General features: G+C 53.5%; 18 protein-coding genes. 1 reads left to right on the forward strand and 17 read right to left on the reverse strand.

What is annotated here, in order from left to right; all coding sequences use genetic code 11:
• Window positions 1-94: 94 nt before the first annotated feature.
• The 13 genes from MAMMFC1_RS00225 to MAMMFC1_RS00285 form a co-directional block, all read right to left on the reverse strand.
• Window positions 95-1,780 (reverse strand): WD40 repeat domain-containing protein, encoded by a 1,686-nt coding sequence (locus tag MAMMFC1_RS00225; protein WP_126305557.1) that lies wholly within the window; start codon window positions 1,778-1,780, stop codon window positions 95-97.
• 49 nt (window positions 1,781-1,829) lie between these two features.
• On the reverse strand, window positions 1,830-3,698 hold the full coding sequence (locus MAMMFC1_RS00230; protein WP_232035591.1) for a hypothetical protein: 1,869 nt from the start codon (window positions 3,696-3,698) through the stop codon (window positions 1,830-1,832).
• A 263-nt stretch (window positions 3,699-3,961) separates the two neighbouring features.
• A complete protein-coding gene (locus MAMMFC1_RS00235; RefSeq protein ID WP_126305559.1) occupies window positions 3,962-4,705 on the reverse strand; it encodes an ABC transporter permease in 744 nt (247 codons plus the stop codon).
• Window positions 4,705-5,544 carry an ABC transporter ATP-binding protein gene (locus MAMMFC1_RS00240; RefSeq protein WP_126305560.1) on the reverse strand — a complete coding sequence of 280 codons (840 nt, stop codon included), beginning with the start codon at window positions 5,542-5,544 and terminating at the stop codon, window positions 4,705-4,707. The genes MAMMFC1_RS00235 and MAMMFC1_RS00240 overlap by 1 nt, the downstream gene beginning before the upstream one ends.
• Window positions 5,545-5,558: 14 nt before the next feature.
• Window positions 5,559-6,659, reverse strand: coding sequence for an ATP-binding protein (locus MAMMFC1_RS00245; RefSeq protein ID WP_126305561.1), 1,101 nt, complete (start codon window positions 6,657-6,659; stop codon window positions 5,559-5,561).
• An 88-nt stretch (window positions 6,660-6,747) separates the two neighbouring features.
• Window positions 6,748-8,754, reverse strand: coding sequence for a putative cobaltochelatase (locus MAMMFC1_RS00250; protein ID WP_126305562.1), 2,007 nt, complete (start codon window positions 8,752-8,754; stop codon window positions 6,748-6,750).
• 41 nt (window positions 8,755-8,795) lie between these two features.
• Window positions 8,796-9,656, reverse strand: coding sequence for an energy-coupling factor transporter transmembrane component T family protein (locus MAMMFC1_RS00255; RefSeq protein ID WP_126305563.1), 861 nt, complete (start codon window positions 9,654-9,656; stop codon window positions 8,796-8,798).
• Window positions 9,650-11,308 carry an ABC transporter ATP-binding protein gene (locus tag MAMMFC1_RS00260; RefSeq protein ID WP_126305564.1) on the reverse strand — a complete coding sequence of 553 codons (1,659 nt, stop codon included), beginning with the start codon at window positions 11,306-11,308 and terminating at the stop codon, window positions 9,650-9,652. The genes MAMMFC1_RS00255 and MAMMFC1_RS00260 overlap by 7 nt, the downstream gene beginning before the upstream one ends.
• Before the next feature lie 13 nt (window positions 11,309-11,321).
• Window positions 11,322-13,199 (reverse strand): hypothetical protein, encoded by a 1,878-nt coding sequence (locus MAMMFC1_RS00265; RefSeq protein ID WP_126305565.1) that lies wholly within the window; start codon window positions 13,197-13,199, stop codon window positions 11,322-11,324.
• A 39-nt stretch (window positions 13,200-13,238) separates the two neighbouring features.
• Window positions 13,239-13,853: a tetratricopeptide repeat protein gene (locus MAMMFC1_RS00270; RefSeq protein ID WP_126305566.1), complete on the reverse strand. Its 615-nt coding sequence runs from the start codon at window positions 13,851-13,853 to the stop codon at window positions 13,239-13,241.
• A 36-nt stretch (window positions 13,854-13,889) separates the two neighbouring features.
• Entirely contained in the window at window positions 13,890-14,582 is a 693-nt protein-coding gene (locus tag MAMMFC1_RS00275; protein ID WP_126305567.1) for an energy transducer TonB, read from the reverse strand.
• Between the two features lie 5 nt (window positions 14,583-14,587).
• The gene (locus tag MAMMFC1_RS00280) at window positions 14,588-14,998 is read right to left on the reverse strand and encodes an ExbD/TolR family protein (protein WP_126305568.1); all 411 of its coding nucleotides are present in this window, start codon (window positions 14,996-14,998) and stop codon (window positions 14,588-14,590) included.
• Complete coding sequence (locus MAMMFC1_RS00285; RefSeq protein WP_126305569.1) at window positions 14,985-15,620, reverse strand: MotA/TolQ/ExbB proton channel family protein; 636 nt, start codon at window positions 15,618-15,620, stop codon at window positions 14,985-14,987. Before MAMMFC1_RS00285 ends, MAMMFC1_RS00280 begins: the two co-directional genes overlap by 14 nt.
• A 505-nt stretch (window positions 15,621-16,125) precedes the next feature.
• Here MAMMFC1_RS00285 and MAMMFC1_RS00290 point away from each other — a divergent pair.
• Window positions 16,126-17,931: a reverse transcriptase/maturase family protein gene (locus MAMMFC1_RS00290; RefSeq protein ID WP_197723873.1), complete on the forward strand. Its 1,806-nt coding sequence runs from the start codon at window positions 16,126-16,128 to the stop codon at window positions 17,929-17,931.
• Between the two features lie 475 nt (window positions 17,932-18,406).
• On the opposite strand, the gene MAMMFC1_RS00295 is transcribed toward MAMMFC1_RS00290, so the two are convergent.
• From MAMMFC1_RS00295 to MAMMFC1_RS00310, 4 genes are read right to left on the reverse strand one after another with little or no spacing between them, the layout of a single operon-like run.
• Window positions 18,407-19,048, reverse strand: a complete 642-nt coding sequence (locus MAMMFC1_RS00295) for an ABC transporter ATP-binding protein (RefSeq protein ID WP_126305570.1) — start codon at window positions 19,046-19,048, stop codon at window positions 18,407-18,409.
• Window positions 19,038-20,003, reverse strand: coding sequence for an ABC transporter ATP-binding protein (locus MAMMFC1_RS00300; protein ID WP_232035592.1), 966 nt, complete (start codon window positions 20,001-20,003; stop codon window positions 19,038-19,040). The genes MAMMFC1_RS00295 and MAMMFC1_RS00300 overlap by 11 nt, the downstream gene beginning before the upstream one ends.
• Complete coding sequence (locus MAMMFC1_RS00305) at window positions 20,000-20,890, reverse strand: ABC transporter permease (protein ID WP_126305572.1); 891 nt, start codon at window positions 20,888-20,890, stop codon at window positions 20,000-20,002. The genes MAMMFC1_RS00300 and MAMMFC1_RS00305 overlap by 4 nt, the downstream gene beginning before the upstream one ends.
• Window positions 20,887-21,873: an ABC transporter permease gene (locus MAMMFC1_RS00310; protein WP_126310365.1), complete on the reverse strand. Its 987-nt coding sequence runs from the start codon at window positions 21,871-21,873 to the stop codon at window positions 20,887-20,889. The genes MAMMFC1_RS00305 and MAMMFC1_RS00310 overlap by 4 nt, the downstream gene beginning before the upstream one ends.
• Between the last annotated feature and the right edge of the window lie 20 nt (window positions 21,874-21,893).

Below are 21,893 nucleotides of genomic sequence, written 5' to 3' on the forward strand. Positions count from 1 at the left end.
ATTCATAAGTCAGGCACCGTCCTTCAGAATGCTTCACGACGGCTGTTCTCTCATTCTGAATCCCGGCTCCTGGCTTTCGGCCCCTTATGTTTTTTCACTGCAAAATGTGCAACCGGTGTTCCCCCGTCAGCGTCCCGTCTTCCCGGCGCAGCGGCGACTCGCTGCCGGCGATCGTCGTGCCGTCCGCGGCAATATTGCCGCAGATCGCAACCCCGCCGGTAGGATAAAACCATACCAGCTTATCCGGACCGGCAGCCTGCAGATCTAGGCAGTAAAGTCCGGAACGCTCCTTTTTCCGGGCCACATAATTATGATATATGCCGGCGACCATATAGCGGCTGTCGGCGGAAAAACGCGCTTTTCCCAAACCGCCCTCCGTTTGCCACTTCCAGAGAATATTGCCTGAGCGATCATAAGCAAATAGGGTGGTGGCGTCAGGATGAGTGAAAGATGGCGCTAAAGCAAAGCTCTTATCCGCCATATAAGTTGCCGTTGTCATAAAATAGACCGTACCGTCGTCCCTGACCCGCGCCACATTGCCGGACGCATACACCGGGACGCCGCTGACCTGGATAATCTTGCTGACCTGATACAACCATACCGGCTTGATGTTGCCGTTCTTTTTGTTAAGATCAACCTCCGACAAATCAAATAACATGCCCCGGTTGTCGCCGATGAACACGGCTGCATACTTCCCGTTGGGCGACATATTAATGCCTTCATTAATTCCGACCCATTTGAAGGTAGGCCGGGCCGGCCGCAATGTATAAGCAGCAGCCAGTTCTCCCGTTTTCCCGTTTATGAGCCTGATCACGCCGTCCGGATACTGCTGGGTGTCAATCGAACCCGGATTAGCATGAATGTAGTTGGCAAAAAGCACTTTCTGCCCATCGGCGGAAACTGAGATCCTGGATATAGTTGTATCCATCACCCCGGCTGCCGGATACCGCCAAAGGGTATTGCCGGTAGAGGTGTCAAACGCCATCATAATGCTCTGGGTCGGGTTGGTTACAACCACTTTTTCACCGGCTTTTTCCACCACCCGCTGCACATACTCGCTGCCGGCCACAATCATGTTGCCGCTGACGGCGAGATTTCTCACCTTGGGCCGGTTGCTGGGATTCCGGTTTGTCCCTTGTCCAATGATAGGAGAAAAAGAGTACTTCCATAATAAATTTCCCGATAACGTTTCAAAAGCGTAGAGATTGGCGTCGGCGCTGGCCTCGCCTATGAACAGTGTCTTACCGTCGTCGGCAAAGACCGCACTGATGGGCGTACCGTTGGGAACGCCGTAATCCCAGAGCTTCTTGCCGGTCCGGTTGTAAACATACACCCGGTTATCATAAGAGGCCAGCGCAATATATTTCCCGTCCGGCGCTACGGCTGCGTCGTCAAATACTGTCGAACCCGATTCATTAATGGTCGGAAACTCCTCAAACTCATCGAGCCTGGCCACACCGCCGACCAATATTCCGGGCCGGGCCGGCGCCGCATCCGACCAGGATTTCCCCGCCATTTTCACTTCATATCTGGCGCCGGTCCGCCAATTCCCGCCAAAGAGGACGGTACGCTCCCCCAATACTTTTCCTTTATCAGGCTGCACATCGCCATTAATACTCAATTGAATGTCCGCCGCCGCTACTGTCTTGTCGGCAGTTACCGCCAGGCCGTTTTTGGTGAAGACGGCCTGCAGCCCGCCCGGCAAACCTTGGTCCTTGTCACTGCAGCCTGCCGTTACTAACATCAGCGCCAATAGCAAGCCGCATATCCATAACCGCATAGCATCCTCCTCCTGCCGGCGATTGCACCGCCCTTCGTCGCTGCTGCCGCTAATCCATCGCCGTCCGTTTCAAAGAATCTCCCAACCGGCAGCCTATAGCCGCCCCGATGGCACAGTAGACAAATCCGGCAGCCAGCACCGTCCAAATGTACCAGTCGGCGTAATACAGCCGGTACAACATCATGTACGCCATCATGCTCATATAGGAGGTAATGATGTCCACCACCCCGCAGACCACAGCCAGAATGACAATGCTGAGACGGCTCCGGCAGCCTCTCCCTCTGGTAACGCCGGTAAAGAAGAGACCGGCTTCCAGAAAAACCGCCAAGGCCGCGTACAGCAAAATGTTCATCGGCGAGAAATGTCCAAAAATAAACCCGTTGAGAATAAACCTGACAACGATCATCAGGCTGACGGCTCCCGGCCTGGGCAGTACAACAGCCAAGGCTACCATCAGCGCATACAGGACCGTTTGGCTGAAAAATCCGGTAAACAAAAAACTGAACGGACCAAAAATTACGTGAGCAATATCCATGAGTACCGTTGCCGGCAGATTAACGGTAACAAAGGTGACCGTTCCGAATAGAGCGACAATAACCATTTCCTTGCTGGACACCCGCCTGAGCGCCGACTCCTGCCGCCAAACAAACCAACTGACGCCCAGCACCGCCACCAGCGTCATAAACAGTGTCGCATACAGGGGCTTGTTGTCATGAACGGTCAACGTCACCGGTTGTTTCGACGTGCTTACCACCTGACTGACGCCGAATATCCTGGTTTCCGTCTGCAATTCATATTTGCCGGCGACGGCCCTATTTTCATCAAGATAAATGGGAAGAATCACCTGGTTGCTGGAATGGGCGGGTACGGCCGCTATACCGTAACTATAGCCCAGTCCGCCGTTTTTGTTTTGCGGCGCGGTAAAAGCCGGCGACATCTTGCCCGTAACGATATCCGTCATTTTGGCCGTGACCAAGGCTAAAACCTGTTGATCACCGTCGTTGCTGATTCTTATGGCGGCAAAAGTAAGCGGATCTTCATCAAAACGCCGGTCTTCGCGTTCCCCTGTAAAAAACTGCAACAAACGGCTGGGCGGCTGATAGGCCAGAGCACCCGTCTGAACTTTCGGCTCCAGGCGGCCGGAAGCATCCACCGGCAAGTCGACTTTGGCAACCTTGACATTATTGCTGATGTCGGCGAGGGAAGAGATTTGGATTACCGCCTGTTTGTCCCATTCCCGCTGTTCCCGGCCATTATCCAAATGCAAGCGGGCGGTTATCGTTGCCTTCCGCCCCGCTTCACCGGCTTTTACTTGGATCTGTTCATTCCATATCTCGTTTTCCGCCGTCAGACTGGCCGGTCCGAGCACATGGTTTACGCCATCGCGCCGTTCCAGTCTCATGACGGGAGGAACGGCTGCCACTTCAAGCTCAGGCGGAATGGAAACATCCAAGATCCCGCCAACCTTTTGATCAGCATGATTGGTGATCAGAAGGTTAATGGCAAAAGTACTGCCATTGGTAACCAGACCCACATTTTCCTCGCTGTTTAGCCCATAGGGAGCTTGCAGAAAAAATGATATTGTCGCCGGCGGCTTGTCCGGGCTCCTGGCAGACAAGCGGATCTTGCCGCCGTCCCGCAGGCAAATCTCAAACTCATATTCATGCCCCGGCCTCCAGGGAATAAACACTGGGAGGACTTTATGACCGCCTGGTCCCGTATCGCTGGCGATAACCGTTTCCCCCGGCTTATCCCTGACGCGGATTTGCCTTATTTGCTGCTCCCGGTCAAATGTAATTTCGACTCCCTGCCGGGTAAACTCAATCTGTCCCCCCGGCGCTTCCTGCCCGGCTCCCAACAGCCGCCAGGCGCCATAGACCAGACCAATGACCAGCAATACGAGGCCAAATTTCTGCAACTTGTTATAGTGGGGCAAATGCCAACACCATCCTTACTAACGATTGAAAAAAACCATGAAGAATTGCCGGACGCTGCGCCGCCAGCACCGGTCAATAACCTTCATGGCTACTGTTTTATAAATTCATGTTAACTTTGCTGCTCTTAAACAGACAAATATATGGTATTCCACATTCATAGGGAAATCCATAAGGAAATTCATAAAGAAATCCAAAGAAATCCATTGTTAATTGTTAATTGTTAATTGTTAATTGTTAATTGTTATCAATCGCGTACATGCAATAAGGTCCAAATCCCCGCCCCGGTCAGAATGACCGCATAGGCGCCCAGGACGGCCACCGACGGCCAGGGGGTATGGCCGCCTGCTCCGAGGATGCGCAAGGCATAGGTTGCATGGGTCAGCGGCAAAATTTCAATGATCCACCGCAACACAAGGGGAAATTTGTCAACGGTAAAAAAGGTTGCACATAGAAACGACATAGGAAGGAGAAAATAAGTGCTGAAATTCCCCATATCCTCATGGGAATCAATCACCATAGCAGCCACAACACCCATGGCGGCAAATAAAGCGCATATCAGCATAAGCACCAATAAAAAACCGGCATGAATTGCAATCGTGGCGCCAAAAAAATGCGCCAGCAGGAAGATAACCGCGCAGGATATCATCCCCCGCAAGGTGCCTGCCAATATCTTGCCAATCACAAAGGCTGCCGGACCAACCGGAGCAACCAGGTATTCCTCAAAGGATTTATGATACAGCCGCATCATATTGAGCGGTGAGGCTACAGAGTTAAAGCTGATATTCATGGCATTCAGGGCCATAATTCCCGGAACGATAAAATTAAGATAGCTCCCGCCGTTCATCTGGATGCCGCGGCCAAGTCCCCAGCCGAAAGCTACCAGGTACAATACAGGGGTCACCATCCGCGACAGGATAAACTTGGTCATGCGGCGGTGCAGCACCAGCCAATCCCGCCAGAATACCGTGTAAATATCGTTGAAGAACATTATCCTGCCACCTTTCGCCCGGTCAACTCGACAAAAACATCTTCCAGGTTGGACCGGCGTATGACTGTGTCTGCTGTTAAGTTGCCGGCAAAAGCGCCGGCATCGTTCCGGTGGGAGAAGAACCGGTATTCGGTTACGCCTGTTTCATTCCATTCCACCACATATTCCCCCAGACGCCGGCACAGCTCCACCGGGCTGTCGAGGGCAATCAGCCTGCCTTTGTCAAGGATGGCCACCCGCTGGCAGAGGTTTTCCGCTTCTTCGATATAATGAGTGGTCAGGAGCACCGTAATGCCATCCCCGTTCAACCGGCGCACCAAATCCCACAAGCGCCGCCGCACCTGCGGGTCCAAACCGACGGTAGGCTCATCCAGAAACAATATCCGGGGACGGTGCAGGAGGGCTCTGGCAATCATCAGGCGGCGCTTCATGCCGCCGGAAAATTTTTGCACCATGTCATGGCTCCTGTCAGTCAGTTCCACATACTCCAGCAGTTCATCAATGCGCTTGCGCCGGTCATCACGCGGCATATGGTGCAAACGGCCATGCAGTTCCAGGTTTTCCCGCGCCGTCAAATCAATGTCCAGATTCAAATGCTGCGGCACCACCCCAATGGTGTTCTTTATCTCCAAATCATTGTCCGGCAGTTTCCAGCCATTGATGGTGACCGTTCCGGCAGTCGGCTTGGTCAACATGGTCAAGATGCGGATAGTCGTCGTTTTGCCCGCACCGTTCGGCCCCAACAGGCCAAACGTTTCCCCTTGTTCAATGTGCAGGCTGAGTTTGTCGACTACGGTGCGCTCCTCAAATTTCTTAACCAGTCCGTCGATCACGATCATATACGCTTCTCCCATCATTTATGCCCATGAGCATGCGAATGCGTATGCGTATGTTGGTGGGAATGATCGTGACTATGGGCATGCTGATGTCCCAGAATTTCCTGTAGTTTTTTCTGCTCCGAACCGATTTCCTGGAAGGGTTTTTTTCGCATACGGTGCATAAGGGCCAACTCGACGACTTCAGAAACGTCCGAACGTTCAACTTTATCCCGGCCGTTAAGTGCGGCCAAAGCCTTGGCGGCCTTTAGCATCACCAGGTCGGCGCGATGTCCGTCAACTCCCATTTGAATGGCGATATCGGCAATATTGAACAGCACATCGTCATCATGGCTAACAGCGGCCAACAAGTTTTGCGCCGCTGCTATCTTGTCCCGCAGCTTGCTTTGTTCTTCTTCCCACTGCGCCGCGAATGCTTCCTGGTTCTCTTCAAAGGCCGTCCGGCGTTTAATGACATCCACGCGTTTGGCGGTGTCGGCAATGCCCTCAATGGTTACGCACAGCCCGAAGCGGTCCAGGAGCTGCGGTCTCAGCTCGCCTTCTTCCGGGTTCATGGTGCCGACAAGGATAAACTGGGCCGGATGGGAGAAAGACACGCCTTCCCGTTCGACGGTATTTACCCCCATGGCGGCGGCATCGAGAAGTACGTCAACAATATGATCATCCAGGAGATTGACCTCATCCACATAGAGAATTCCCCGGTTGGCCTCAGCCAACACTCCTGGTTCGAATTTTTTCTCGCCGTGTTTAATAGCGTGTTCAATGTCAAGAGTGCCGACAACCCGGTCTTCAGTCGCCGATACCGGCAAGTTCACCACTTTCATCGGGCGTTTGGACCGCGGCAGTTTTTCGCCTTTTTCAACGCGCTCATGGCACTGCGGACAATACATCAACGGCTGATCGGGATCACAGTGGTAAGGGCAGTCGGCCACCACATCAATTTCCGGCAGCAATTCGGCCAAGGCCCGCACTGCCGTTGATTTGGCGGTTCCCTTTTCCCCCCGGATCAGGATACCGGACAGGCGCGGATTGATTACATTCAGCATCAAACCTTTTTTCATGCTTTCCTGGCCGACAATGGCTGCAAACGGATAGTTCATCGGTTTATGATTATGCATGGTACACTCTCCTCTTTAAGATGGGAACTGCTTATATCTGACGATTTCTAAGCAGTTCGCGGCATTTGGCAACCTGAGTAGCAGTACATTAAGCCAGGGCGCCGCGAACTATATTTACCAGACTATCAACTTTCAACTGATCAATTGTATAGCACTCAGCTCCCAGACGGGTTGCCAGCTCTTGCGCCTTGCCGAAGGACAGCAGGCCTTTCTGTTCGGTGTCAACCACAATATACTTAATATCAAACTCTTCGCGCATGTTCGCGGCCGCCCGGTGAGCCTCCGCCAGCGGTTTGTCCTCAGCCATGGCGACATTCGCCTTGCCGTCGGACAAAATCACGACAATGGGGCGCATGTGCGGACTGCGTTTAAGGTGCTGTCTTACGACTTCCTGCGCTTTAATCAGTCCTGCCGCTAACGGCGTCTTCCCGCCAACCGGCAGCTCAACCAGACATTTTTGCGCCAATTCGACGCTATTGGTCGGCGGCAGCAGCACCTCAGCCTGATCCCCTTTAAACGCCACCATGGCAACCCGGTCCCGTTTTTGATAAGCGTCCTGCAATAAAGACAATATCGCGCCCTTGGTCTCGATCATGCGTTGCTTGGCCCCCATCGAACCGCTGGCATCGACGACAAACAACATAAAGTTGCCGATGCGCTTCTCCCGGACTTTTTCCCGGATGTCACCGGTTTCAATGACCAGCGCCATGCCGTTTGAGCGGCGGCTGCGCTGGAAAGGCGCCGCGGCCCGGATGGTGGCGTCAATAGCCAGGTCATCCCGTTCACGGTGGCTGGTGCTGCGTACATAGCGGCCGGTGCTGGAATCGGTTTTGGTGCGCGAACGCCGGCCTGAGCCGCGTCTGGGCTGACGGTCTTTGTTCAGGGTAATGCGCTTGACGGCAAAAGGTTTGCCAAGGGCAAAGACTACCTCGGTAGACGGTTTGGCCTTGCTGTTGTTATCTTTTTCGTCCCTTTGATCCTCCTGCCGCTCCTCTTCCTGCTGGTTCTCAGGCGGAGGCGGCGGCGGATTGCCCTGCTCTTCCTGTTCCTGATCTTCATTCTGATCCTCAGGCGGCTCAGGCTGCTCCTGTTCCTGCGGCTGCGTTTCCGACTCTTCCGGCGGCTGACGGCGGCGGTGCGCCAGCACCAGCGGCGCTATCGCCAGCACATCCGCTTCCGTTACCTCCCGGTGCCCAAGCCACGCGGCATAAGTTACGGCGGCCCGCACCAGCACGATATCCGCCCGGTGGCCGGCGGCATGGGCTTCGGCGCAGAGCCGGCCGATCAGGGAATACCGTTCTTCCGGCAACGCCACTGCCGGCAGCAGTTTCCGGGCCGCGCCGACCTTTTTCCGCAATATATCCTGCTCTTGCCGCCAGTGTTCCCGGAACCGGGCCGGATCGGTTTCAAAAGCCTCGCGGCGCTTAATGATTTCCACCCGCGCCTCCCGGTCGGTAAGACCGGTTACTTCAACACAAAGGGCAAAACGGTCTAATAGCTGCGGCCTTAAGTCACCTTCCTCCGGATTCATGGTTCCCACCAGGATAAATTCCGCCGGATGGGTAATGCTGACGCCTTCCCGTTCAACTACATTCAGGCCGCTGGCGGCGGCATCCAGAAGCACATCCACAATGTGATCGTCCAGCAGGTTGATTTCATCAACGTAAATGATGCCCCGGTTGGCTTCTCCCATAAGCCCGGGCAGGAAGGCCCGCTGACCGGCCTTAATCGCCTGTTCGAAATCCAGACTGCCAACCACCCGGTCTTCTGTAGCCGACACGGGAATATCAACGACCGGTACGGTCATCGTGAAGGTGTTAAATTCGCCTTCATGGCTGCGGCATTGGCCGCAGGCTCTGCTTCTGTCCGCAGGATCACAGTGATAAGGGCAGCCGGCAACAGCTTCCATAGCCGGCAGCATCTCAGCCAGACCGCGGACCGCCGTCGATTTTGCCGTTCCTTTCTCACCGCGAATCAATATTCCTCCCAACCGGGGATTAACGGCATGGAGCAATAGCCCCAGCTGCAAATCCTCTTGTCCGGCCAGCGCCGCAAAGGGGTAAATAACCCGGCGCTGTTTGTTTGACTGTTCCATATTCTCGCCTCGACTTCACTAGTAGTTACTAGCTATTTATTCTACAAATAGTTTGTGGCAAATTCATATACCGGCCGCAAAGCGGAAGAATAGTAAAACCCATAATGGTACAGGATTAAACTGGTCTTGCCGGCCGCTATGGCTGCCGCCGCCGCTAAATATCCCGCCAGAAAGACCTTTTCCGCCGCCAGCAGGCGGAGTTCTTCCAAATAAGTACGGCAATGGCTGGAACGGAAAGCCCTGCTCTCCACCGCTACCGCCAGCGTCCCCGCCCGCCGCAGGCAATTCGCCAGGATGGGCGTAAGCAACCGGATGCTCAGGCGGCTGCCGCCCCTCATCCGGGAGGCGGTAATCACCTGCATGGTTTCCTGCATCATGACCGGAATAAACCGCACTGCCGTTACGGTCATAAAGGCCAGGCTATACGGCAGGCGCATGCGTACCAAGCCGAGCAGAAGCAAGCGGGTTTCCGTCGTCCAGCATGCCAACAGCCCCAGCGAAGTCATGGCTGCCATCCTGAGACCCTGTCTGAGTCCATAAACGACGCCTTCCTGATACACATACAGTCCTTGGGTCAGTTTTCCCAGCACCGGCATTTCCGGGGAAATAAGCGTGAATATCGCCGTACGCGGCACCTGCTCATAGAACAGGGCCTGGCTGAATACCGCCCCCCATAGCCCCATCAAGATGACTACGGCCACCACTTTCAATTTTAGCAATTCCAGCCTTGCCGCCAGCATGCCGGCAAGCCCTGCGGCCACATAAGCCGCTAACAGCCAAGGGTTATCCAGCAATATAACAACCATACCGGTAATCAACAGCGTGGCGATCTTCACCCGTGGATCCAGGCGATGCAGCGGCGTTGCCCCGTCCGTTCTGGTAAGCTCCTGCCAGTTTAGCATAGCCAGCGTTCCTCCAATTCATGGGGGGTAAAGACATTAGGAAGCCCCAGTTCCTGACCGACAAGCCAGGATTGGGTGGGTTTCAGCCCGCTGCTTCTGAGGAGCGCGGCATCGGCGAACACAGTCCGCGGCGGAGCATCAGCCACAACCTTCCCCCCTGCCAATACAATGACGCGGGTTGCATAGCAGATAGCCGTTTCCACATCGTGGGTGCAAAAAACCAGCGTCTTAACCTGTCCTATAAGCACGGCCATCAAATTGTCAATATTGCGCTTATCTTGCCCGGTGGTCGGTTCATCCAGAAAAACAATTTCCGGATGCATGGCGACAACTGCGGCAATGGCCGTTCGCAGCCGCTGGCCCCGGCTTAAGGATAAAGGCGGGTCCTCCTCAAGCTGATTAAGGGCCATCCCCTGCACAGACTGCCGGTAATAGTCGGTAAACTGCGTACCTCCAATCTTAAGATTTTTAAGACCGAACTCAACCTCCCGGCGGACGCTGTTTTGAAACAGCATTAGGTCTGGATTCTGCATTACCAGGCCCACCTTGCCCAAAGGAAGTTTCTGTTTTTTGGTTATTGTCGTTCCTGCCACCAGGACCGCGCCTTGCTGCGGCGCGGTCATAGCGGCCATATGCGCCAGCAGTGTCGATTTGCCGGACCCGTTGCGTCCCATAATGGCTACCCGTTCACCCTGCCGTACCGTCAGGCGAATGCCGTTCAGAACCGTTTTGTCCCCTTTGCCGTAACGGAAAAACAGGTCTTTAATTTCCAGCACCGGCTTATCGCCCGTCGGTCCGGAGGCGCAGCCAGTCCCCGGATTGCACGGTTTTTGGCTGCCGTGCTTCAACAAGCCCACCGTTTCATCCACCGTCATGGGCACCTGATTCTGACGCAGCCGCCGGGCAATCTCCACCGTTTCCGGCACCCTCAATCCCATATCGGCGAATAATTCCGCCTTTTTCATCGCTTCTCTGGTGGGAGCGTCAAAGACTACTTTCCCGCCCCGCATTACCACAATCCGGTCTACATATTGAGCCACTTCATGAATGCGGTGCTCTACCATCACGACCGTAACACCGTACTTTTTATTCAACTTTTTGATTACATCCATAACTTCAGCCGCACCTTGCGGGTCAAGCTGGCTGATTGGTTCATCAAGCGCCAGGATCTTAGGCTTGAGCGCCAGCATGGCGGCAATCGCCAGCCGCTGCTTTTGTCCCCCGGACAAGGCCGTCGTGCTGCGAAGCCGAAAGCCGGCCAAATCAACCGCAGCTAACGCCCAGTCCAGGCGATGGTTGATTTCTGCCGGCGACATACAGAGATTTTCCGGTCCAAATGCTACCTCGTCCTGAATTACGGTGGCAAAAATCTGATCATCCGGGCTCTGTTGCACCAGGCCTACCTGAGCCGACAGTTCCGCCGTGGACATCTCGCGGACGCTGCCGCCGCCGATTCGCACCGTCCCCTGGGCCGTGCCGCCGGAAAGATGAGGGATAATGCCGTTGAGGCATTTTAATAAGGTACTTTTGCCGCAGCCGGTAGGACCGGTAAGAAGCACAAACTCACCGGCGGGAATCCGGAGGCTGACTTGTTCCAGGCTGGCTGCTTCCCGCCCCGGATACCAAAAATTTAAATCTTGAATATCAATCATTATTCTTTCTCTCCTAATCCATAGCCGTGCGTTTTAGACTCGCGCCCAACCGGCAGCCGGCGGCTGCCCCGCAGGCCGTGTAGACAAATCCGGCAACCAGGACGGCATATATATACCAATCGGCATAAAAAAGACGGTATAACGTCATATAGGCCATAAAATTCATATAGCTGCTAACGGTATCGACCAAGCCGCAGACCAGTCCGGCAACCAGGGCCTTGCCGGCAGCGACGGGATCACCGCCGGTATTGCGGGTGATTCCCGTTGCAAACAAGGCGCCTTCCAGACACACCGCCAACACGGCATAGTTCAGAAGCAGCACCGGGGAAAAATGTCCGAAAATGAAACCATTCAAGATAAACCGGACAATGATCATTAACGAAATTGCTCCGGGACGCGGCAGCAACACTACCAGCGCCACCAGCAACGCATACAGCATTGTTTGCGAAATAAACCCGGTAACCAAAAAGCTGAAGGGGCCGAAAATCACATGGGTAATATCCCACACTACGGTTTGCGGCAAGTTAACCGTGACAAAGGTTACTGTCCCGAATAACGACACAATCACCAATTCTTTAGTGGTAAATCTCGCCAGGGCCGCTTCCTGCTTAAGGAGCAGCCAGGCAACCCCCAGGAGCGCGACCAGGAACATTATCATCGTAATAATCACAGCTTTTTCATTCCGGGTCACCAACTGCAAATTTGTCTCGGTACGGCAGATGACCTGATTGACCCCGAAAACAGAAGCTTCCGTCCGGAATAGATAATTGCCGGCAACGGCAATATTTTCATTAATATATATGGGAAGAATAACCTGGCTGACGCTGTGGGGCGCAATGTCGGCAACGCCGTAGCTGTAACCTAAACCGGCATTTTTGTGCGGCGGCGAGGTAAAAGCGGCAGCCAGCTTACCATCGGACGGGTCGGTAATCTTGCCGGTGATCAGCGCCAATACATGCTCGTCCCCGTCGTTATGCACCTGGATGCCGGCAAATGCAAAAGGTTCATCGTCCAAACGCCGTCCGTCCGGCGTCCCGCCCATAATCTTCTCCAGTCTGTTCGGCGGCGCATAAATCAGGCTGCCTGAATTTGCTTTAGGGTCAAAACGTCCGGTAAAGTCAACCGGTATTAGCACCTCGCCCACCCGGATCTTACTGCTGATATCAGCGATGGTGGCCACCTGAACAGCCGATTTTGCGGTAAGTTGCCATTGCTCCCGTCCATTATCCAGATTTACTTGGGCCGCAATGACAGGCTTGCCGCCGGCTTGAGGCGCTTTCAATTGAATCTGTTCATTCCAATGCTCATTTTTCGCCGTAATTCGCTTCAACCCGGTAAGGTGCCACACACCTTCGTGTTGTTCGAGCTTCATACCCTGGGGCTGCGACACAACCTCCACGCCGGCGGGAATAGTCAAATCCAGGTTGGCCTCTACCGGCAAGCCGGTGCTATTGGTTATCAATATATTGGCGGTAAACGCGCTGCCGGCAGGGACAACGCCGATGCTGCCTTCATTGCTCATCCCATAGGGCGCCTGCAGCAACAAGGACACTTTTTCCGGTCCCGCCGCCGGCGCTTGCGCATTAAATACGGCGCTGCGGCTGCCAGGCAAACCCAGCTCGAATATGTATTGCTGCCCTGATTCCCATTTCATGAAAATAGGAAACTTCTGCCGCAGCCCCGGCCCAAGCGTGACTGTCGTCAGAATCCGGCCGTCTCCCGTTTTTACGGTAACCTTTTCTACCTCACGCGGGATATCCAGCGCCACGTCCGCACCCTGCCGGGTAAAATCAATCCTCCCGGAAACCTCTTTATCGCCGGCAAAATGCTGATAACAGGCAACGATGAGAAGAATGGCCAGAAGTAATAATATTGTATTCCTTTTTGTCATCGCATTCTCCGTTCCCCTTAATATCTCCAGCATCCGGTTTTATGCTTCAACCCCCAAAGACTTCAAAAGCTTTCTGGCTAGTGCTATGGCTTCCTTTTCGGCCGGCGGCACATTGGCGAGCAAAGCTTTATACGCATTGACGGCCTCCTGTTTACGCCCTAATTTTTGGTAGCATACGCCTTTGACCAAATATGCGCCCGGATGTTTAGAATTTAGCCGGATAGCCTGATCAAGATCTCCGACAGCCGCCTCAAATTCATTTTTATAGTAGTAGCATGCGCCGCGGCGGAAATATGCGTCAGCATACTGGGGATCCAGTTTGATGATGCTGTCATAATCTCTCCAGGCAGCATCATACTCCTTGTCTTCATAATAAGCCAGCCCGCGTTCAACGTACGCCGGCACATATTCCGGACTCAGTTCAATGGCGCGGTTAAAATCAGCCATAGCCAGCCCATTTTCTCCGTTATTCCGGTAGGCCCGCCCCCGTTCCGCATACAGGGCCGGATTATTGGGGTTAGCGGCAATGGCCCGGGTCAATTCATCAATCATCTTTTGGCTGTCATCCGTCCCGGTCGTACCGGCGGCAGCGTATGCAACCGTTGCGCCAACAAGCACCAGAGCCGCCAGCAGTGAACAAAACCATTTTTTCAATGCCTCCACCTCCAACTTCCTGAATTATCCGGGGAATCAAACTTTCAGCCTGAACACCACCGGCATGGTGGTATAACAGGTTATTGCCTGGCCGGTTTCCCGTTCCCGGGCCGGAATAAACTGCCATTGCCGTACCGCGGCCACCGCCGCTTCATCCAATAGGGCAAAGCCGCTGGAGTTATGCACGGTGATACTGCCCGGGCGGCCATTGGCCAATATTTGAATTTTCAGCACCACCGTTCCTTCCCGGCCGGCTTGCCGGTCCGGTTCCGGATAAGCCGGCTCCACCCGCGACAAAATGCTCGGCGGGATGACGCCGCCTTGGCCTGATTTTCCCGTGCTGCCGTTGCCGGAACCGGCAGCGCTGCTTTCCTCGCTGCCGGCAGCGCTGGCATTGCCGCCTGGTTCAGACGATTCCTCCGACCTGCCGGCGGCTGCCGCAGTTTCTTCCACTACGGCCGGCGCTCGGCGAACCGGCGCTGGCGTAGGTTTCGTCTCAGCCGCAATTACCGGCCGGTCTTGTACGGCGGCGGGTTCCGGCGCCGGATTACCGTCGGCCGTTGGCCCGGGATTTTCCGCTTCCGCGGCCAGTTCCAGTTCCAAATATTGTTCCGGAGGTTCCGTTGCGGTAAAGAGCCTGGCCGTCATCCAGCCGACGCCAATCAGCACTATGCTGTGGAAGAGCAGCGAAATGACCAAGGCTTTCCGCCAGCGTATCTGAGTTTCCATTGCTCTTACCTCCCTTTCTTTTCCGTCGCAATGGCCACCCGCTGCACGCCTGCCAGCTTAAGTTCGTCCAGCACCGCCACGACTTTCCCGTATTCCGCCTGTTTATCCGAACGCAGGATGAACACGATGTCGTTTTGCTTGCTTAATTCCGCCTGCACCCGCTGTTTTAGCAGTTCCAGCGGAATATCTTCCTGTTCCAACAGGATCCGTCCTTCCTTGGTGACCAGGACGGAAACGCTGCGCGGCCGGTCGGTCTGGGCCGATGCCGCCTGCGGCAGGTTGACCGGAATGATCTGCTGCTCTACCATGTACAAGGTGCTCATCATGAAGAATACCAATAGGAAAAAGATAATATCAATCATGGGAATTATCATCAGGCGGGGCTGCCTTTCATTGCGGAGGCTACGCAGTTTCATGATGCTTTTCCTGCCTTACCTGTCCGAGGAGCAGCACGCAGATTTTTTCGATGTCGGTTATCATGCTGTCCAGCCGGTGATTGAAGTAACTGTACACAACCATGGCGAATGTGGCCACGCAGAGGCCGGAGGCGGTAGCCACCAGCGCTTCCCCCACCCCGCCGGTAATGGCCAGCGGCTGGCCGGATTTGATATTCATTACGCTGAAGGAGCCGATCATGCCGATGACGGTTCCCAGCAGACCCAGCAGGGGCGCTATGGTGACGATGGTGTCCAAGTGGCTTAGGTTGGCCTTCAGTCCGGCTACCGCCAGTGACGCCTCTCCTTCCAGCACGCTTTCCACATGCCAGGCGCCCCGTTGAAAATACTGGATGCCCTTTGCGGCCACCATGGCCGCGACGCCCCCTGTCTGCCGGCAGATTTCCAGGGAGGATTCCCAGTCCCGGCTTTCCAGCGCCGGCGTTATCTTGGCTACCAGGTCAGGCATATCGCCCTTCATTTGCCGGTAATACAGATAACGTTCCACCCCGATGGCCGCCACGATGAGCGAGCAGGCCAAAATCAGATACATGACCGGCCCGCCTTTTTGAAACACGGCAAAACATTCCCAGAAAAAATCCATTTTGATTCCTCCATTCAGTGCGCACGTTGTGCGTTTCATATATATTTCACAGAAATCATCGCTCCTGCGACGCGATGTAAGACAACCGACTTACCTCACGCGAAAGCCTCTGGGGGACAACAGCATGTCGGTAAAGTCAGGATTAGACAGCGCCTGCTGTCGAGTGGCCTGGCGAGTCAGGCCATATATGGTAAAGCCTGTGGACTGAATCCGGGTCTGTGGCCAAGGACGCTACCGGACATTCCGGTATCAATGGGTATCTCCAATATAGGAATGATTGGGTATAAGCAGGCCCATTGACACACCTGCGGTAAGCAGAATAACGACCAACCGGATACCTACGTATGGATACACTATAGGAAGCTGTCAAACGTGACCTGCCTAAGTACCGCTGCCGGTATATGGCAGAGAGCCCTAATAGTAGCCTAACGGCCTTCTGTAATGGATGGCACAGGGTGAAGGGGGGCAGTATTCCAAGTTCCCATTTTGAAAGGAGTTGCTTTGAATGGAGCATGCAAAACTCATGCAGAAATTGGAAGGTTATCGTCGTCGCAATGCCGACAATCAGGGCTATGTCAACCATGACCTCTATCGATTGCTTTACGATAGGGACTTGTACATCATCGCCTACAATTCCGTTAAGTCTAACGACGGTGCGGAGACTTCCGGCTCTGATGGCACTTCCCTTCACGGGTTCTGCCAAGAATGGATCACAGAACTGATCGCAGCCATGCGTACCGAATCCTACCTGCCTCAGCCAAACAGAACCATGAGGATACCAAAAAGCAACGGTAAAATGCGTAAGCTAAGCTTTCCAAACGGAAAGGACAAGCTCGTTCAAGAGGCCCTCCGCATTATCTTAGAATGCATCTATGAACCTACCTTTTCCAGCCTCTCACACGGCTTCCGGCCAAATCGCTCTACACAAAGTGCCATCGCTGAGGTGGAAACTTGGAGAGGTACCATTTGGTTCATCGAGGGAGACATTGCCGCTTGCTTTGATGAAATCGATCATCGCATATTGGAGTCCATTCTTCGGGAACGAATTAACGATGAACGATTTATCAGGCTCATCAATAAAGTTCTCAAGGCTGGCTATTTCGACATGCAGCACAGCTACCACAGGACTAAGACCGGAAATGCCCAGGGTTCCTGCTGCAGCCCCATTCTTTGCAACATCTACCTCGATAAGCTGGACCGATTTATGGAACACATTATCGAGCGGGATACCATGGGGGACTACCGCAGACAGAATCCCGATTACGCCAAGGCCAGATACCAATACAAGAAGGCGGTAAATAACGGCAGCGACTCAAAGGTGGCTAATTCCTTGTTAAACGAAATGAACAAGCTCCCGTCTACGGACAGGTATGACCCTCATTTCCGTAGGATACAGTATGTGCGCTATGCTGACGACTTTCTGATTGGCTTAATTGCTCCTAAGTCTTATGCTGTGGAACTCAAGCAGCAAATCAAGGACTTTCTCCAAAACAAGCTCTGTCTGCGCTTAAGCAAGGAGAAAACTACCATTACACACGCTGCTGATCATGACGTAGCTTTTCTCGGCTACATCCTCCGCAAGGGATGCGGCAAACACGGAAAATTTCAAAACCACCCTTTTGACTCCTCCCTCCATGTCTTTATGAATACGCAGGGTATCTTGAGAAAGCTGCGGGAAAACGGTATGTGTACGGCAAGTGGCTATCCCATCGGTATCACCCGGCTCCTTAGAGAGCCCCCGGAAGACATCATCAAATATGGTAACCAGGTTCTGCGTGGACTGTTGACTCAGCAGTCCGGCTGCTACAATTTCTTTGAAGGATGGCGCATCCAATACATTGTACAGTTTTCCTTGGCTAAAACTTTGGCTCGTAAATTTGACATCAGCCTTAAGAAGGTGTTCGCTCACTACGGCAACTCTCTCCTGGTGACTTATGAAAACACCAAGGGATTCACTTGCTCTGTCAGCCTGGCTCTGTATAAATCGTTTGCAAGGCAAAAGAATTTCTTCGCTACCATCAAGTCGGCAGTAACATCATTTGACCTGCCCACTTACAACTTGGTAAATCCCCTTACCCGTGTTTGCTACATTTGCGGCAATCCGCAGCGTCATGTCAGCATGTATCACAGGAAAACCAAGAAGAAGCTCGACAAGCCTTACTCACCCATTAAACCGTCATGCTTGCGATCAACCGGCGGCAGATTCCCCTGTGCGATCTCTGTTTTGCCAGGGCTGATGCTAACAGGGTTCATCTCAATCAATTCAACCGACGATAACTCATTTTGGAATAGGGAGAGCCGTATGCGGTGAAAGCCGCTTGTACGGTTCGGGAAGGGGCGGATTACTTGGTTAATCCGCCTATTTCATAAATTTTATACCTAGACTGATTAGACGTTGTTTGCCGCAAGCGGTAGAACCTGGTCATTGTAGTTGCAGCAATGTTTGTCCATCAGGATAAGGGGAAAAACAAATAGCCATGAGAAATGAACCTTCCCGCATTCTTCGGGCAGTTCACCTTCATGGCTAACCATAAACTCAGCCTATTCAGTTGATCTGCTTCGGCATTCATAATATCAAGTGTTTTTTTTCACTTAATATTATCTCCTCTGGCACTGCTTTGGGCGAAGCACTGTTAATACAAATATTACCTGGAAAGCTTCAGCTTTCATTTCTACGTTATATATTACACAAAGGTAGTGTTTGTGTCAATATAACCCAACCTTTTTGGTGGCCCAAATCCGACAGATAAACTTTAAGGAGCTGTTTCGATAAAGACAGTCCCCTTTCATACCGATATGCATGATATGCGCCCTGGCTGTTTTGAATTCAAGTCTGCCAAATGAACAACCCGGCTGCATATTCTTTGGATGAGATTTTTCTCATGACTCACCACAAGCACACCCATATCATATTTACGGGCAAAATACAGCACTACATGCCAGATTTGGGCCTGTGTCACTGCGTCGAGCATGGTTGTCATCTCGTCAGCGATAAGAAAACGAGTCTTTTGCGTGAGGGCCCGCGCCACGCAGAACCTTTGCAGTTCGCCGCCGGACAGCTCATTGGGCCAGCGTTTGAGCCATGCCTGTTGGATGCCAAGGGATTGAACGATTGCAGCATCCGGCCTTTCTCCTTCATACAGAGTATCCTGCATCCGCCAGCGAGGGTTAATTGCTTTTTCCGGATGCTGGAAAACAAGCTGGACAGGATTGTATCCCCTCCGCGGAAGCAAAGAACCGTTCAGTTTGACAGTACCCCGATGCGGCTGTTCATAGCCGGCAAGTATGCGTCCAAGAGTGGTTTTTCCGTAACCGCTGGAACCAATAAGGCCGACAACCTCCCCGGACTTGATCGCAATATTGACGCCGGCAAGCACCCAGGGACCATTTCCGTAGCGATAATATAGATCTTGTCCTTCAAGAGGCATAAATACACCTCACCATGCCATGGCGCACTTCACGGGCCTCAGGTTGTACGGCAGCGCAGCTTGCAGTAGCCAAAGAACAACGCGGCTGGAATAAACAGCCTGGCGGCAGGGCGGCGGGAGATGGCTGAAATCCAGGAATGGATATAAAACCGTTTTGCGGCAATGCCAGCCACAACGCTTTACTATAAGGATGTCTAAGCCCCGCTCCGTCCCCGGCAAAGTCCTTGGCCGGAGCCGCCTCAACAGTGGTACCGGCGTAAAACACCGCAATATTATCAGCAATTTTGACCGCAGTCGCAATATCATGGGTAATCAGCATAACAGCGCATCCTTCATCAGCCATCTGGCGAAAAAACCCCAAGGTCTCCTTAACAGCCGCTTCATCCAGGCCTGGTGTCGGCTCGTCGGCAATAACCAATCGCGCTCCACTCACGATTGCCGTAGAAACCAGCACCCTTCGCGCCATGCCGCCGGATAGCTGAAACGGAAACAGCCGGTCTACATGCTCAGACAGGTGATAACGGGAAAAAACTTCGCGCTGCACCAGACCCGGGTCTCCACCTCTCACGCCGGTTCGTACCTGTTTCCCCACCCGCATTAGCGGATCAAGAAAATTTACCGACTGGGGCACGAGGGCAATATCCCGTCCTCTGAGTTTTGCCTGACGCGCCGGCGTGAGTTCCTTGCCATCAAAACGCATCGAACCCGTGACCCGGGCATTAACCGGCAGTATTCCCAAAATTGCGTGAGCCAGGAGACTTTTGCCGGACCCGCTTGAACCTACAACAGCGAGAACCTCACCAGGGCTGATGGCAACGTTGAGGCTGGTTATGACCTTAACTTCCTGCTGTCTGAGACCGGCAGCGTACTGTATGAAGGATACCGACAGATCCTTAACATCTAAAATCGTCAATTCTTTTCGTCCGCCTTTTCTTTTCGATCTGACTGCCGTCACTCGTGGGCGCTGTAAGGATCAACGAGCAGGCGTAAATTCTCGCCAAGACTGTCGAAAGCCCTAACCATAATGAGCAAGGAAAGCCCGGGGAAAAACGCCAGCCACCAAATTCCGGCCGATAGGTAGCGCATGGATTCCGACAGGATAATACCGATGGCCGGCTGGTGAGGCGATAAACCAAAGCCTAAGAAAGTAACGCCTGCTTCATGTAAAATAGCATGAGGGAATAATAATACAAATCCGACAAAAAATTGCGGCACCAAATGGGGCAGCATATGTTTTGCCGCCACCCACCGGCGGGACCGGCCCAGCCGGCGGGAAATCTGGACGAACTCAGCCGAACGCAGCTGCAACACCTCAGCCCGGATAATCCGGGTCAGACTCGGCCAGTGAGTAAGAGCCACCCCGATAACCACGCCTTTGACGCCACCGCCCAGTGAAAACGAAATAAGTATGAGCGTTACCAGATGCGGCATGCTGAGAAGCAGGTCCACCAGCCAAGTGATAAAGCTGTCGACCCTCTTGCCCAGCGTAGCGGCCATCAGCCCCAGGACCAAAGCAATCATCACACTGGCTGCCGCCGTCAGCACCCCGACGCCAAGACTCATAGTCAGTCCCTTCAGGGTGCGGGTCAGCATATCGCGGCCTAACCAGTCGGTTCCAAACGGATATTCCAACGAAGGCGGCAAATTTCGAATCTCAAGATTTGTCAATACCCTTGCACTGCTGGAGAGCAACCCGCCTGAAACAATACCGATCAGCAGCACGGCGGCGGTCAAAATGGCGAGCAAGGTACGTTGTCTGCGGTTTAACCGGAATAAAAAATCCAAACCCCAGCGGCGTTTTTCCGTTTGGGTCGCAATTGCGACTGATCCGGTCTCACTCATACAGCCGCCTCCTCTGTAATCCTTGGATCAATTAAACGGTAGAAAATATCAGCCAGCAAGTTGCCGCTAAAGACGAATAATGCACTAAATATTGCAATCCCCAACAACAGCGGCACATCTCCTCTCAGACCCGCCTCGACAATGGTCTGTCCCAGGCCGGGATAGGAAAAGACCTGCTCGGCAAGAACCGCGCCGCCAAACAACTCGCTAAACGACGCCAGTTGCAGCGTGATGGCCGGCAGGGCCACGTTCCTGAGACCGTGCCGCCAAAAAAGGGTAAAACCCGTTTCGCCCCGCGCCCGGGCAAACAGCGCATAATCGCTTTGCAGCACATCCAAAAGTTTCTGCCTGGTATGCAGCGCTACGTTAGCCACACCCAAAACACTTAGGGTCAAAGCCGGTAAAATCAAATGCTGCAGCCGGTCTGCCAAAGTTACATTTTGGGCAAGAACTCCTGCCGGGACTCCCATTCCCACCGGAAACCAGCCCAGCCATACTGCGAAAACCATAAGGAACAAGAGTCCCAGCCAAAACGTCGGGGTAGAAGCAAGGGTATAGCAGTACCATTTCACCAAATGGTCCACCCATGTATTCCGTCGCATTCCCGCAATAACGCCAAGAGTAAAACCTGCAATACCCGATACCAGCCAAGCGGTACCCATAAGAGCGACGGAGGCGGCGAACCGTTCACCGATCACGGCCAGCACCGGGCGGCGAAATATCATGGATGTCCCAAAATTACCGTGGAGCACGGCGTAACCCCAACTCGCGAATTGTTCCAACGGGGGCTTGTTAAGCCCCCAGTATTCAGCAATCTTTGCCCTTTGCTCCGGCCCGACGTTAAGCATGTCCACGCCGACATACGCCTGTACCGGATCAATGGGAGAGTATCGCAGCAGCAAAAAAGAGAACAAGCAAAGGGCAATCAACAAGGTGGCGATTCTCACGAATTTGCCGATAACAAATCTTAATATGCTTGTCATTGGCATAACAGGCCAACCTC

The sequence above is a fragment of the Methylomusa anaerophila genome (assembly GCF_003966895.1).
Classification (GTDB): domain Bacteria; phylum Bacillota; class Negativicutes; order Sporomusales; family Sporomusaceae; genus Methylomusa; species Methylomusa anaerophila.

What these genes read in the sequence shown, in the direction of transcription:
- MAMMFC1_RS00295 (WP_126305570.1), bottom strand. Translation starts at nt 19,048, where the DNA reads ATGCCTCTTGAAGGACAAGATCTATATTATCGCTACGGAAATGGTCCC.
- MAMMFC1_RS00260 (WP_126305564.1), bottom strand. Translation starts at nt 11,308, where the DNA reads ATGATTGATATTCAAGATTTAAATTTTTGGTATCCGGGGCGGGAAGCA.
- MAMMFC1_RS00240 (WP_126305560.1), bottom strand. Translation starts at nt 5,544, where the DNA reads ATGATCGTGATCGACGGACTGGTTAAGAAATTTGAGGAGCGCACCGTA.
- MAMMFC1_RS00310 (WP_126310365.1), bottom strand. Translation starts at nt 21,873, where the DNA reads ATGACAAGCATATTAAGATTTGTTATCGGCAAATTCGTGAGAATCGCC.
- MAMMFC1_RS00255 (WP_126305563.1), bottom strand. Translation starts at nt 9,656, where the DNA reads ATGCTAAACTGGCAGGAGCTTACCAGAACGGACGGGGCAACGCCGCTG.
- MAMMFC1_RS00285 (WP_126305569.1), bottom strand. Translation starts at nt 15,620, where the DNA reads ATGGATTTTTTCTGGGAATGTTTTGCCGTGTTTCAAAAAGGCGGGCCG.
- MAMMFC1_RS00290 (WP_197723873.1), top strand. Translation starts at nt 16,126, where the DNA reads ATGGAGCATGCAAAACTCATGCAGAAATTGGAAGGTTATCGTCGTCGC.
- MAMMFC1_RS00265 (WP_126305565.1), bottom strand. Translation starts at nt 13,199, where the DNA reads ATGACAAAAAGGAATACAATATTATTACTTCTGGCCATTCTTCTCATC.
- MAMMFC1_RS00280 (WP_126305568.1), bottom strand. Translation starts at nt 14,998, where the DNA reads ATGAAACTGCGTAGCCTCCGCAATGAAAGGCAGCCCCGCCTGATGATA.
- MAMMFC1_RS00305 (WP_126305572.1), bottom strand. Translation starts at nt 20,890, where the DNA reads ATGAGTGAGACCGGATCAGTCGCAATTGCGACCCAAACGGAAAAACGC.
- MAMMFC1_RS00245 (WP_126305561.1), bottom strand. Translation starts at nt 6,659, where the DNA reads ATGCATAATCATAAACCGATGAACTATCCGTTTGCAGCCATTGTCGGC.
- MAMMFC1_RS00250 (WP_126305562.1), bottom strand. Translation starts at nt 8,754, where the DNA reads ATGGAACAGTCAAACAAACAGCGCCGGGTTATTTACCCCTTTGCGGCG.
- MAMMFC1_RS00225 (WP_126305557.1), bottom strand. Translation starts at nt 1,780, where the DNA reads ATGCGGTTATGGATATGCGGCTTGCTATTGGCGCTGATGTTAGTAACG.
- MAMMFC1_RS00235 (WP_126305559.1), bottom strand. Translation starts at nt 4,705, where the DNA reads ATGTTCTTCAACGATATTTACACGGTATTCTGGCGGGATTGGCTGGTG.
- MAMMFC1_RS00275 (WP_126305567.1), bottom strand. Translation starts at nt 14,582, where the DNA reads ATGGAAACTCAGATACGCTGGCGGAAAGCCTTGGTCATTTCGCTGCTC.